Consider the following 11,980-nt stretch of genomic DNA (forward strand, 5'->3'; position numbering starts at 1 on the left):
TCCTCGTACTGGACGTACTTGGGCTTTCGGCCGGTGCGGCGAGAGTGCGTGCCGGGCGTCGCGACGGGGCGAACGTTGCCTGCCGCGGCACTAGATGAGGCCGAGCGCGCGGACCGCCTCGCGCTCCTCCGCCAGTTCGGCGACGGAGGCGTCGATGCGGGCGCGGGAGAACTCGTTGACGTCCAGGCCCTGGACGATCTCGTACTTGCCGTCCTTGGCGGTGACCGGGAAGGAGGAGATCAGGCCCTCCGGGACGCCGTAGGAGCCGTCCGACGGGATGCCCATGGAGGCCCAGTCGCCGTCCGCGGTGCCGTTGACCCACGTGTACACGTGGTCGATGGCCGCGTTGGCGGCGGAGGCGGCGGAGGACGCGCCACGCGCCTCGATGATGGCCGCACCGCGCTTGGCGACGGTCGGGATGAAGTCCTCGGCCAGCCACTTCTCGTCGCTCACGACCTCGGCGGCGTTCTTGCCGGCGATCGTCGCGTGGAAGATGTCCGGGTACTGCGTCGCGGAGTGGTTGCCCCAGATGGTCAGCCGCTTGATGTCGGCGACCGTCGAGCCCGTCTTCTTCGCGAGCTGGGTCAGCGCGCGGTTGTGGTCGAGGCGGGTCATCGCGGTGAAGCGCTCGGCCGGTACGTCCGGCGCGGCGGCCTGGGCGATCAGCGCGTTGGTGTTGGCCGGGTTGCCGACGACGAGGACCTTGATGTCGTCCGCGGCGTTGTCGTTGATGGCCTTGCCCTGCGGCTTGAAGATGCCGCCGTTGGCCTCCAGGAGGTCACCGCGCTCCATGCCCTTGGTGCGCGGGCGGGCGCCCACGAGGAGGGCGACGTTGGCGCCGTCGAAGGCGACGTTCGGGTCGTCGCTGATGTCGATGCCCTGGAGCAGCGGGAACGCGCAGTCGTCGAGCTCCATGGCGGTGCCCTCGGCCGCCTTGAGCGCCGGGGTGATCTCCAGCAGGCGCAGCTTGACCGGCACGTCCGCGCCGAGCAGCTGGCCGGAGGCGATGCGGAAGAGCAGGGCGTAACCGATCTGGCCGGCCGCGCCGGTGACGGTGACGTTCACGGGAGTGCGGGTCATGGCGTTCTCCGTATGACAGCTGTCGGTGGGGCGTCCCTGCCCCGGGTGGGACGTACAAATGATCGATCTCTTGGTATCAAGAGATCCATCCAGCGGTCAGGCTATCGCGCATCCGGGATCTCGGATGCGCGGGGTTGTGTGGCCCGGCCCACAGACCGACGGCACCGGCCGGTGGCACAGACCGGTGGCACAGACCGGCGGCCGCCGGTCCGGGAGAGGAGTGACCGACGGCCGCCGTGGTGGGGGCACCGGGTCGTGACCGGACTCCCGTGGGGGTACGGTTCGCGTTCCCGGAGCGGAGGGGGGTATTCCTGCGGACGCCGGTTTTCTCCGAGCCGCTTCCCCAGCCTCCTTCCGGGCCACCGGTCAGCGGGTCACCCCGTGCAGCCCTGCTGCCCCGACGCCAGCACCGCACACGCCCTCGCCTCCGCCGCGTCCCGCACCGCCACCATCGGGGTGTACGCGATCGTGTCGCCGGCGACGGTGATGCTGCCGGTCTGCCGGACCGAGCCGACGGTCACCCCGACCTCGTCCCCCTGCGCGGCCTGCGTGATCCTGCCCCAGGCCGCCCCGCAGGTCCTGCTGTAGCGGACCTCGACCAGGGTCGTCCCGACCGTCGCGGTCTTCGCCGTCGCCACGAGTTCGCCGCTGCACCCCATCTCCTCCGCGTCCCGCCCCGTGCAGCCGGAGCCGACGCACAGCACCCCGGAGGGCAGCACGGCCGGTGAACCGGCGGACGGCGACGGCGACCTGGCGGTGCCCACCGCCTGCTTCGGGTCCCCGCCCTCGGTCAGGAAGAACGCGCCCACCACGACGATCACGACCCCCACGACCCCGACGAGGAACAGCGCGGCCCGCGAACCGGCAGCAGCGGCGGGCGCGGACGGCGTCGTCGGGGACCCGCCCGCCGGACCCGCTGTGCCCGAAGTCGCCGCGACGCGCCCCGTAGCACCCTCCCGCGTCTCGGGCGTCTCCCGTGTCGCGAGCGGCGGTGGTCCGAACTCCCCCAGCGCGGCCCGCGCCTGGGCGATCTGGACGGCCTCCATGGTCCGGTCGTGCCGCGTCTGCGAGCGGCTCCAGGCCCGTTCGGCCAGTTCCCACATGGTGGTCAGATGGATGGGAGGCGTGCCCGTGACCTCAGCCAGCGCGACGATCGCCCCCTTGGGCGCGAGCAGCCGGCCGCTGAGATACCGCTCCCAGGACGTCTTGCTGTAGCCCGTACGGTCGGCCACCGCCGCGACGCTCAGTCCCGTGCGGTCCACGACCCTCCGCAACTGCTCGACGAACTCCCGTACCTGCGGGTCGAGTTCGTCCGGCAGGGCCCTCCAGCGAGGCATCGAACCCCCTCCCTCCGCCAAGTCCCCCATTGGCCACGTTAGACCCGATGCACAGACGATTCGGGACAGATCCCCGAACTGTCAACGTATCGACATGAACGTATCGACGTGAACGTATCCAGATGTATGCCGGCCTGCGTCAGCCGAAGGCGAGCGCTCCGCCGACGGCCGTGAGCAGCAGGGCGAGCAGAAGCAGGACCGCGTAGAGGAGGAGGCGTCCGGCCGGCCGGGACGTCGGCTGCGGCGCGGGCTCCTCCAGGCGGTCCCACCAGGGGACCGTCGGATCGTCCTCGTACGCGTCGGCCGGACTCGCCGCCGCCGGTCGCGGCCAGGCCTCGACCGCCAGCTCCCAGCGCACGACGTGCCGTTCGGCCTCCGTGCCGGCCAGCCCCGCGACCCTGCACAGCGCGGCGACGGCCTGCCGGGGCGGCGGCTGGACGCCGTTGAGGTACCGCTGCCAGGAGGACTTGCTGTACGCGGTACGCGCGCCGAGCGCGGCCAGGCTGAGGCCCGTACCGTCCTTGAGCTGCCGCAACTGTTCCACGAAGTGCCGTACCTCCGACGGCAGCCCGTCCGGCAGCGGCTGCCAGGCGCCCATCCCGCCCACCTCTCCTTCGATCCGTTGAGGGGACGATCCGGGGCGGCCGGACGGTTCCCGTGGCACGGACGGCTGTGGCGGGGAGCGCACACCGTAGCGGAACGGTCACTTCCGTGCCACAGCGTCCGGACAGCTGTTGAACAGGGCGTTCACCATGCAGGAGCGTGGAGCGCGTCGGCGGCCCGTCCTTCTCGGGGGATGAGGACGGGCCGCCGCACGCGTGCGTTCAGCTGCTCACCGTGTAGTGCAGGGTGTCCTTCAGGAACGGGATCTGCAGCCACGGGTCGGGCTGTGCCATCAGCGCCAGCAGGACGATCGCCGTGCCCAGCACACCGTAGGTCACGATGTCGGTGAAGCGGGAGCGCACGGCGAGCATGCCGACGCCCGGCAGCAGCCAGCGCAGCACCGCGCCGAGCAGCAGCCCGACGCCGATCAGGATGGTGCCGATCCGGAACACGTCGAGCGCGGTCACCAGCAGACCGACGGCGACGACGCCCAGGACCGCGATGATCGGCCACTGCCGGGCGGCCAGCGCGTCACCGGGCGCGGCCCGGCCGGCGCCCTCGGGGCGCGCGGTGTCGCGGGTGAACTTGGGGAAGCGCCGGGTGGTGCGACGCGGCACGCCGTCGGCGTCCGGGACGCTGACGGGGTCCCGGACCTCGATCTCGTCGCCCTCCGCGGGGACGCCCTCTGCGGGGGTGTTCTCAGCCGGCACTGCGCTCCGCCGCCTCGACCACGTTGACGAGCAGCTGGGCACGGGTCATCGGGCCGACGCCGCCGGGGTTCGGGGAGATCCAGCCGGCCACCTCGCGGACGTCCGGGTGGACGTCGCCCACGATCTTGCCGTCCGCGCCCCGCGAGACGCCGACGTCGAGGACGGCCGCGCCCGGCTTGACGTCCTCGGCCCGGACCAGGTGGGCGGAACCGGCGGCGGCGACGATGACGTCCGCCCGCTTCAGGTGCGCCGAGAGGTCCCGGGTGCCGGTGTGGCACTGGGTCACCGTGGCGTTCTCGCTGCGCCGGGTCAGCAGCAGCGGCATCGGGCGGCCGATGGTGACCCCGCGGCCGACGACGACGACCTCGGCGCCCTTGATCTCGACGCCGTACCGGCGCAGCAGCGTGAGCACGCCGTTGGGGGTGCAGGGCAGCGGCGCGGGCTCGCCCAGGACGAGCCGGCCGAGGTTCATCGGGTGCAGGCCGTCGGCGTCCTTGGCCGGGTCCATCAGCTCCAGGATCCGGTTCTCGTCGATGCCCTTGGGCAGCGGGAGCTGGACGATGTAGCCGGTGCAGGCGGGGTCGTCGTTCAACTCCCGGACGACCGCCTCGATCTCCTCCTGGGTGGCCGTGCCGGGCAGTTCGCGCTGGATGGACGCGATGCCGACCTCGGCGCAGTCACGGTGCTTGCCGGCGACGTACTTCTGGCTGCCGGGGTCGGTGCCGACGAGGATCGTGCCGAGTCCGGGCGTCACGCCCTTCGCCTTCAGCACCGCCACGCGGGCGGCCAGCTCGGACTTGATCTCGGCTGCGGTTGCCTTGCCATCGAGAATCTGGGCGGTCATGCGCCCATCCTCCCGGATGACGGCCCCCGGGTTCCAATCCGGGTGATCCCTCAAGACCTGTCCAGGTGACGCGGGCGCCGAGGCTGACGTGTGCGGATGCGATCGGCGATGTGATCGACGATGTTGCACTTGCACAACACATGGGGAATGCCGCGGAATGCGGCTGGACAACAAACCGGCCATTGCAGAACGATTGACGCCACAGTGCCGCGGGCAGTACCGGGGGGACGAACCGCATCTGTAGAACTTTCCTCCGAGCCAGACCGCGCGTCCCCGCACTCGAGTGCATCACGGAGGAAGGACCGCCATGAGTTTCGGCGACCCGAACAACCCCTACGGCCCGCCGCCCCAGCAGCCGCCGACCGCTCCCGGCTACGGCTACCCCCAGCAACCCCCGGCAGGACCCCCGCCGCAGGGGTACGGATTCCCGCAGCAGCCGGCCTACCCCGGTTACCCGGGGGGCAACATGCTCCCGCAGACCATGCCCGGTCTGATGGTCACCGCGCGGGTGCTGCTCTACATCGTCGCGGCCGTGCAGATCATCATCGGCATCATCGCCGTCTTCAGCGCCGCCACGCTCAACGACGTGTCCAACGCGGGCGAGGACACCTTCGGCAGCAACGACTTCTCCGACATCGGCCAGGCCGGAGCCGGCGTCATTCTCGTCCTCGCGCTGCTCTTCCTCGGCCTGGCCGGCCTGTCGATCACGCTGGGCGTCAAGTTCAGCCGCGGCGGCCAGGGCATCCGCATCACGACGATGATCTACGGCATCCTCGGCGCCCTCTTCGGCTTCCTCATCCTGATCGGCGCCGCCGACGCCGGCTCCTCCGCCGGGCTGGTGTGGGCGCTGCTGTGGATCGGCTTCGGCGGCATCATGGCGGCGGCGATGATCGCCCCGTCCGGTGCGGCCTGGTTCAGCCGTCCCCGGTACTGACCGCGCACTGTCGCAGCCAGGCCCTGATGCGTCCTCAAGGTGCCGAGCCGGTCGGGATCGGTCGGAACAGAGCAAGGGAAAGATCATCGGAGCGGCGTCTTCGCGCCATTCCTCGCAAGGGCCGTGTCACGCCGTGACACGGCCCTGTCCCGTCGCCCACCCTGATGCCGTAGGAGCAGGTGGGGACGGGGTGACACACCGTGTACAGCATCATCGTCGTACCTCCGGGAACGCATGAGCCCGGGCGGCTTCGGCTGGCCCCCGGTGAGCGGCTGGCCTTCGGACGGTCGGCGCACGACAACGACCTGGCGATCCGGCACGAGGGGGTCTCCCGGCGGGCCGGTGAGATCACCGCGCAGGGCGCGTTCTGGATACTCAGCAATTTCAGCCGCGAACAGACCTACGTGGTGGAGAACCCGGAGGGCGCCGGCGAGCACATCAAGGTCGGGCCCGGGCGCCTGGACGCGCCCGTCCCCTTCGAGTTCGCCCGGATCGTGCTGCCCGCGGCGGGCGACCTGCTCACCCTCGAGGTGTGGGCGCCGCGCCACGACTACCTGGGCACGTCGTCGGGCCTGGACGGCGCCACCACCGCGCCCGCGTTCTCCCTGGACCGCACCAAGCGCTACTTCGCGGTCCTGGCCGCCCTGTGCGAGCCCCGGCTGCGCGGCGAGCCGCACGCCCCGCTGCCCACCGTCGACCAGGTCGTCGCCCGGCTGCGTCCCGGCTGGCCCGCCGCCTCCCGCACCTCCGTGCAGTGGAACATCGACTACCTGGCCGTCAAGCTGCGCCTCAAGCCCGGCCCCGACACGGCCGATCCGGGCCCGCGGCTCAACGGCAAGAAGGAGTCCCTGGTGTCGCTGGCGCTCCGCTTCGACCTGGTGCGCGAGGACGACCTCGTCCTGCTGTCGACCGGCCGGGCGGCGGTGCGGTGACCGAGCCGTACGCGGTCCGGGTTCCCACGGGCTACCGGGTCGGCCGGTGGGAGGTGCGGGAGCCGATCGCGACCGGGGCGTTCGGCAGCGTCTACGCCGCCCGGCGACCCGCCGACGGCACGGCGACCCATGACGGCGATGTGCCGAAGTCCGCCGCGCTCAAGTTCCTGCCCACCGGCACCCACACCCCCCGCCAGCTCGCCCATCTGCGTGAACTGGCCGAGCGTGAGGTGGAGTTGCTGAGCCGGCTGAGCAGCCCGCGCCTCATCCGCCTCTACGAGACCCTCACCGTGGACGACCCGTCCCGCCCCGAACTCGACGGCGCGACCGTGCTGGTGCTGGAGAAGGCCGACGACTCGCTGGCCGCGCTGCTGAAGCGCGACCCGACGCCCGCCCCAGGCCCGGCTCTGCTCACCCAGATCTGCGCCGGGCTGGCCCAGTTGCACCGGGCGGGCTGGGTGCACGGCGATCTGAAACCGGCCAACGTCCTGCTGATGAAGGACGGTTCGGCCCGGCTCGCCGACTTCAACATGGCCGCCGAACTGGAGGGCACCCACGCCTACACCCCGGCTTTCTCCACCCCCGACTACACCCCGCCCGAGCTGCTGTGGGCCGAGATCGGCGAACGCGGCCGCCGGATCCGCCCCTCCGCCGACGTCTGGGCCTTCGGCGTCCTCGCCCATCTCGTCCTGACCGGCTCCTTCCCGCTGCCCGGCGGCACGCCGACGGCCCGCCGCGACGCGGCCGTCTCCTACGCGCGCGCCGCCGCCGAACTGCGGCTGTCCCCCGAACTCCCGGACGCCTGGCGGGAGATCGTCCGCGCCTGTCTGGCCCGCACGCACGCCGACCGCATCGGCACGGACGCCCTGCTGCGCCGCGTCGAGACGACCACCGCCACCCCACCCGGCGGCGGCCGGCCACGGCTGCTCACCCGCCGACCGTCCCGCCGTACGACGATCCTGGCCGGCCTCCTGGTGACCGTCGCGCTGGGCTACGGCGCCAGCGTGTGGGCCGACGACCTCCTCGACTCCGGCGACGGCAAGGGCGGTGGGAGCGCAACGGTGAGCGCCGCCGCGCAGTACGGCGCGGCGGACCTGCGCACCGACAAGGGCGTGCCGGCCGCGTACCGGCTGCTGATCGTCGAGACGGCGCACGACTGCGACCACGACTCCGTCAGCCCTTCCCTGATCGCCGCGATGCTGAAGGTGGAGAGCGACTTCGACCCGGACCTCGCCGACCCCGACAAGAACGAGTACGGGATCGCCCGCTGGACCCCGAGCGTGCTGCGCTGGTGGATGAACGCCGACGGCACCCCCGGGGAGGCCGTCCCCTCGCCTCCCTTCCCGCCGGCCGAGTCCGTCCCGGCCATGGGCCGCTACCTGTGCTGGATCGCCCCGCGTCTGGACGCCGACCTCGCCGGCGACCGGCGTGTCCTGGTCGCCGCCGCCTACCGCACCTCGTGGGACGTCGTGAACAAGGCGGACGGCGTCCCCCCGGAGCAGCGCGCCTACGCGGACCAGGTCGCCCACTACCTCAAGGAGTACACGCCCCCGGGCCGGAAGTGACCCTGAGAGTTCCGAGGTACCTCTCCCCCGTCGCGTGCCCGATGGTGTGAGTGCCGCACCGGGAACGGGCGGCGTCCGGGAAACCACGGGGGAAACGGGGGTACGTCCCATGAAGCGTGTTCTCGCTTCGCTGTGTGCGGTCGCGGCGGTGACGGGGGCCGTCGCGACCGGATGCGGCACCGGCTCGGACGCCGAACGGGGGACCCGGCCGGCGCCGCTGACCTGGCAGCAGGAGCTCCGGATCAGCGACGCGCAGCAGCGGCTGACCTCCCGGTGCATGAAGCGTCACGGCTTCACGTACTGGGAGGACCGCACCCTGACCCTGCGTGAGAGCAAACCGGTGCGGTACGTGCAGGACGACGTGGCCTGGGCACGGACCTACGGCTACGGCGGCCGGATCGACGCGGAGCAGGAGCGACTGCACCTGCGCAATCCCATCGCCGCGTACCGGCAGGGCCTGTCCGCCGCCCGCCGCACCGCCTTCGACGAGGCGCTCGACGGCGGCGCCGGCACCCGCGTGCTCACCGCGGCGCTGCCGGGCGGCGGGGAGATCCGCAAGCGCCTCGGCGGCTGCACGGGGGAGGCCGAACGCGAGCTCTACGGCGATCCGGCCGAATGGTTCCGCACCGGCAAGATCGCCACGGGCCTCAACTCGCTCTACGGCGAACAGCTCATGGAGGACCGTGAGCTCACGGCCGCGGTGGGGGCCTGGTCCCGGTGCATGAAGGCCGCGGGACAGCCCTACAAGGACCCCCAGGCGGCCCGTGACGCCGTCCGGACCGCCACCGCCCGGCTGGGCGCGGCCCGCGCCGACGAGGCGTTCGCCGCCGAGCGGAGAACCGCCGTCGCGGACGCGACCTGCGCCCGCGAGACCTCCCTGCGGGCCGTGGCCACGGCCCGGGAGACGTACTACCAGGACCGCCTGCGCGACCGGTACGGCAAGGACGTCGACGCGTATCGACGTCTCGGTCGGCAGGCCTACGACCGGGCGGTGCACGTCGTTCCGGAGCGCGGCTGACCACCGCGCCCCAGACGGGCGCCGCCCACGCACCACCCGCAAGGCACCACCACCTACGAGGGGAAACACCATGCGCAAGTTCACCGTCACGGCAGCGCTCGTCGCGCTCACCGCTCTGGGCGTCGTCGTGCCCACCGCGACCGCTCAGGCGGCCGAGTCCGCCGTCGCCGGCCCCGGCTGCGACAGCAAGTGGGGTCCGCGCAACGGCAACATGTACGCCTGGCAGGACCTGGACTGTCAGGGCGCCCTGCTCATCGAAACGCCCGGGAACAGCACCTACTGGGGCGCCTCCAGCGACAAGGCCACGTCCGTCATGAACCGCGGTTACACCGGCGGCCGGGACGTCGTCGCGTTCTACCAGGACATCAACTACGGCGGCGGCCACGCCTGCCTCAAGCCGGGCGAGCTGTACGCCGACAACCTGACCGACAACGCGTTCACCAACGGCGTCAACGTGAACGACGCGATCACCTCGCACCAGTGGGTCGTCGCCAGCGCCTGCGGAGCCTTCCTGATGTGACGTGACGTGACCTGATCTGACCCGATCAGGCCCACCGAACGAGAGGCGGGCGGCCCGGCACCATGCCGGACCGCCCGCCTCATGTCTCGCCCCGCCGAAGCCGGGGAGGCTTCGCTTTCTGCACGGACCCTCGCTTACCCTGCCCTTCGTCGGGCGTGGGGGCACGCCCCCACGCTGTCGGAGGAGGGGACGACTCCATGTACAGCCTCATCGTCGTACCGCCACCGTGCTCCGGCGCGGGCGGACAGAACAGCACGGGCGGGCAGATAAGACTCGGCGCCGGCGAACGACTGGCATTCGGCAGGGCCGGGACCGACTGCGGCGGCCTCGTCATCGCACACGAGGGCGTGCCCCGGGCCGCCGGTAAGATCACGGCACACCACACCTTCTGGCTGCTGAGCAACCACAGCGAGGACCAGACCTACGTGGTGGAGAACCCGGAGGGCGCGGGCGAACACGTCAAGGTGGCGCCGGGCCGGCAGGATGCGCCCGTGCCGTTCGAGTTCTCGCGCGTCGTCCTGCCCGCCGCGGGCGATCTGCTCGCCTTCGACGTCTGGGCGCCACGCCACTCCTTCCGCAGCGTCGCCCGCCACGGGCTGTCCGGAGACCGCACCGTTCCTGCGTTCTCCCTCGACCGCACCAAGCGGTACTTCGCGGTCCTGGCCGCCCTGTGCGAACCCCGCCTGCGCGGCGAACCGCACGCCCCGCTGCCCGCCGTGGAGCAGCTGGTGGACCGATTACGGCCCGTCTGGCCCACGGTCAGCCGCTCCGCCGTGTACTGGAACGTCGACTACCTCGTGGTCAAGCTGCGTCTGCGGCCCGGCCCGGACGCGGCAGAGCCCGGCCAGCGCCTCAACGGCAAGAAGGAGTCGCTGGTCTCCCTGGCGCTCCGGTTCGACCTCGTCCGCGAGGACGACCTTGTGGTGCTCACCCGGACCACGAGCGGTGCGGTCCGGTGACCGGGCGATCGCACAGCTCCCACGAGCCCTACGAGTCCCACGCCGTGCCCGTCCCGAAGGGCTACCGGGTCGGCCGCTGGGAGGTGCGCGAGCCCCTTGCGTCCGGCGCCTTCGCGACCGTGTACGCGGCCGGCAACGCCCTGCCCGGCACCGGACTGCCGCCGATCGCGGCACTGAAGTTCCTGCCCACCGGCACCCGCACCCCTCGCCAGCTCCACCACCTGCGTGAACTGGCCGAGCGTGAGGTCGAGTTACTCAAACGGCTGCGGGCGCCCCGGCTGATCCGCATGCACGAGACCCTCACCGTCGAGGACCCGGACCACCCCGAACTCGACGGCGCCACCGTCCTCGTACTGGAGCGGGCCGAAAGCTCCCTGGACGCCGTACTCGACCAGGATCCGTCCCCCGGTTCCGGCTCCGCGGTCCTCGCCCAGGTGTGTGAGGGCCTGAGCCAGTTGCACCGCGCCGGCTGGATCCACGGTGACCTCAAGCCGGGCAACGTCCTGCTGATGAAGGACGGTTCGGTACGCCTGGCCGACTTCAACACGGCCGCGGAGCTCGAAGGCACCCACGCCTACTCCTCCTCCTTCGCCACCTCGGACTACACCCCGCCCGAACTCCTGTGGCCCGAGGTCAGCGAACGCGGCACCCGTATCCGCCCCACCACCGACGTCTGGGCCTACGGGGTCCTGGCGCACGTGGTCCTCACCGGCTCGTACCCGTTGCCCGGCGCCACGGCCGAGGCCCGCAGCGACGCGGCGATGCGCTACGCCCGGGGCGCGGAGGAACTACGTCTCTCGCCCCGACTCCCCGCCGCCTGGCGGCAGATCGTCACCGACTGCCTGTCCCGCACCCACCAGGACCGGATCGCCCACGACACCGCCACGCTCCTGCGCCGCGTGGAGGAGGCGGCGGGCGTCACCCGCTCCGCCCGCCTGCCCCGGCTGCGCCCGCGCAGATGGCGCCGCCCCGTCCTGGTCACCGCGGTCGCCGCGGCACTCCTGGCCGGGGCGGTGACGGTGACGTACGCGACCCTGCGGGACGAGGGGCCGTCGTACGGCTATCACCGCTGCCCGTACCCGTCCGTCTGCTTCTTCAGCGAGCAGAACGGCAACGGCGAGATGTGCGCGTGGGAGGAGAGCGACCCCGACTGGCTGTCGGGCGAGAGGGTCTGCGGGTGGACCGCCGACCGCCCGGTCAGGTCGATCTTCTACAACGGCGACGAGTCGACGGGCATGGGCGGCGTCGCCTACTACCGGGGCCGCGACTACACCCCCGTCGGCGCGGACCTCACGCGCCCCAACAGCCGCCTGCGCACCGGCTGCACGTCCCAGCACGCCCAGGGCAACCTGGCGGGCACGTACGCCCCCTTGTCCCACCAGCTGATCCGACACTGCGGGGACGGGGCCACGAACTGAGCGCGGCCCTGCGCAAGGCGGCCGGCCGGTGGAACCGCTCGTGCGTCGCGGCACCGAGCC

At 72.1% G+C, this 11,980-nt stretch carries 12 protein-coding genes; 7 read left to right on the forward strand and 5 right to left on the reverse strand.

Features of this window, described 5'->3' with window-relative positions; genetic code table 11:
• Nucleotides 1-90: 90 nt before the first annotated feature.
• From AB0J04_RS27325 to AB0J04_RS27345, 5 genes are all read right to left on the reverse strand, one after another.
• Nucleotides 91-1,080, reverse strand: a complete 990-nt coding sequence (locus AB0J04_RS27325; protein ID WP_363171200.1) for a malate dehydrogenase — start codon at nt 1,078-1,080, stop codon at nt 91-93.
• A gap of 374 nt (nt 1,081-1,454) precedes the next feature.
• Nucleotides 1,455-2,417 carry a DUF2690 domain-containing protein gene (locus AB0J04_RS27330; RefSeq protein ID WP_363171201.1) on the reverse strand — a complete coding sequence of 321 codons (963 nt, stop codon included), beginning with the start codon at nt 2,415-2,417 and terminating at the stop codon, nt 1,455-1,457.
• Between the two features lie 139 nt (nt 2,418-2,556).
• Complete coding sequence (locus AB0J04_RS27335) at nt 2,557-3,015, reverse strand: helix-turn-helix transcriptional regulator (protein WP_363171202.1); 459 nt, start codon at nt 3,013-3,015, stop codon at nt 2,557-2,559.
• A 226-nt stretch (nt 3,016-3,241) separates the two neighbouring features.
• On the reverse strand, nt 3,242-3,730 hold the full coding sequence (locus AB0J04_RS27340) for a DUF3017 domain-containing protein (protein WP_363171203.1): 489 nt from the start codon (nt 3,728-3,730) through the stop codon (nt 3,242-3,244).
• Nucleotides 3,720-4,574, reverse strand: a complete 855-nt coding sequence (locus AB0J04_RS27345) for a bifunctional methylenetetrahydrofolate dehydrogenase/methenyltetrahydrofolate cyclohydrolase (protein ID WP_363171204.1) — start codon at nt 4,572-4,574, stop codon at nt 3,720-3,722. The genes AB0J04_RS27340 and AB0J04_RS27345 overlap by 11 nt, the downstream gene beginning before the upstream one ends.
• Before the next feature lie 307 nt (nt 4,575-4,881).
• On the opposite strand from AB0J04_RS27345, the gene AB0J04_RS27350 reads away from it, so the two are divergent.
• The 7 genes from AB0J04_RS27350 to AB0J04_RS27380 all read left to right on the forward strand — a co-directional run bounded on the left by AB0J04_RS27350 (nt 4,882) and on the right by AB0J04_RS27380 (nt 11,920).
• Nucleotides 4,882-5,508 carry a hypothetical protein gene (locus tag AB0J04_RS27350; RefSeq protein ID WP_363171205.1) on the forward strand — a complete coding sequence of 209 codons (627 nt, stop codon included), beginning with the start codon at nt 4,882-4,884 and terminating at the stop codon, nt 5,506-5,508.
• A 200-nt stretch (nt 5,509-5,708) separates the two neighbouring features.
• On the forward strand, nt 5,709-6,440 hold the full coding sequence (locus tag AB0J04_RS27355; RefSeq protein WP_363171206.1) for an FHA domain-containing protein: 732 nt from the start codon (nt 5,709-5,711) through the stop codon (nt 6,438-6,440).
• Entirely contained in the window at nt 6,437-8,005 is a 1,569-nt protein-coding gene (locus AB0J04_RS27360) for a protein kinase (RefSeq protein WP_363171207.1), read from the forward strand. Before AB0J04_RS27355 ends, AB0J04_RS27360 begins: the two co-directional genes overlap by 4 nt.
• A 109-nt stretch (nt 8,006-8,114) precedes the next feature.
• On the forward strand, nt 8,115-9,023 hold the full coding sequence (locus tag AB0J04_RS27365; RefSeq protein ID WP_363171208.1) for a hypothetical protein: 909 nt from the start codon (nt 8,115-8,117) through the stop codon (nt 9,021-9,023).
• 70 nt (nt 9,024-9,093) lie between these two features.
• Nucleotides 9,094-9,543, forward strand: a complete 450-nt coding sequence (locus tag AB0J04_RS27370; RefSeq protein ID WP_363171209.1) for a peptidase inhibitor family I36 protein — start codon at nt 9,094-9,096, stop codon at nt 9,541-9,543.
• Nucleotides 9,544-9,740: 197 nt separating this feature from the next.
• Nucleotides 9,741-10,502 (forward strand): FHA domain-containing protein, encoded by a 762-nt coding sequence (locus tag AB0J04_RS27375; protein WP_363171210.1) that lies wholly within the window; start codon nt 9,741-9,743, stop codon nt 10,500-10,502.
• Nucleotides 10,499-11,920 carry a protein kinase gene (locus AB0J04_RS27380; protein ID WP_363171211.1) on the forward strand — a complete coding sequence of 474 codons (1,422 nt, stop codon included), beginning with the start codon at nt 10,499-10,501 and terminating at the stop codon, nt 11,918-11,920. The genes AB0J04_RS27375 and AB0J04_RS27380 overlap by 4 nt, the downstream gene beginning before the upstream one ends.
• Nucleotides 11,921-11,980: the final 60 nt, after the last annotated feature.

The organism is Streptomyces sp. NPDC050263, from assembly GCF_040655955.1.
Classification (GTDB): Bacteria; Actinomycetota; Actinomycetes; order Streptomycetales; family Streptomycetaceae; genus Streptomyces.

Excerpts from the sequence above, each read along its gene's own strand:
- AB0J04_RS27325 (WP_363171200.1), bottom strand. The coding sequence starts at position 1,080 with ATGACCCGCACTCCCGTGAACGTCACCGTCACCGGCGCGGCCGGCCAG.
- AB0J04_RS27330 (WP_363171201.1), bottom strand. The coding sequence starts at position 2,417 with ATGCCTCGCTGGAGGGCCCTGCCGGACGAACTCGACCCGCAGGTACGG.
- AB0J04_RS27335 (WP_363171202.1), bottom strand. The coding sequence starts at position 3,015 with ATGGGCGCCTGGCAGCCGCTGCCGGACGGGCTGCCGTCGGAGGTACGG.
- AB0J04_RS27345 (WP_363171204.1), bottom strand. The coding sequence starts at position 4,574 with ATGACCGCCCAGATTCTCGATGGCAAGGCAACCGCAGCCGAGATCAAG.
- AB0J04_RS27350 (WP_363171205.1), top strand. The coding sequence starts at position 4,882 with ATGAGTTTCGGCGACCCGAACAACCCCTACGGCCCGCCGCCCCAGCAG.
- AB0J04_RS27365 (WP_363171208.1), top strand. The coding sequence starts at position 8,115 with ATGAAGCGTGTTCTCGCTTCGCTGTGTGCGGTCGCGGCGGTGACGGGG.
- AB0J04_RS27370 (WP_363171209.1), top strand. The coding sequence starts at position 9,094 with ATGCGCAAGTTCACCGTCACGGCAGCGCTCGTCGCGCTCACCGCTCTG.
- AB0J04_RS27375 (WP_363171210.1), top strand. The coding sequence starts at position 9,741 with ATGTACAGCCTCATCGTCGTACCGCCACCGTGCTCCGGCGCGGGCGGA.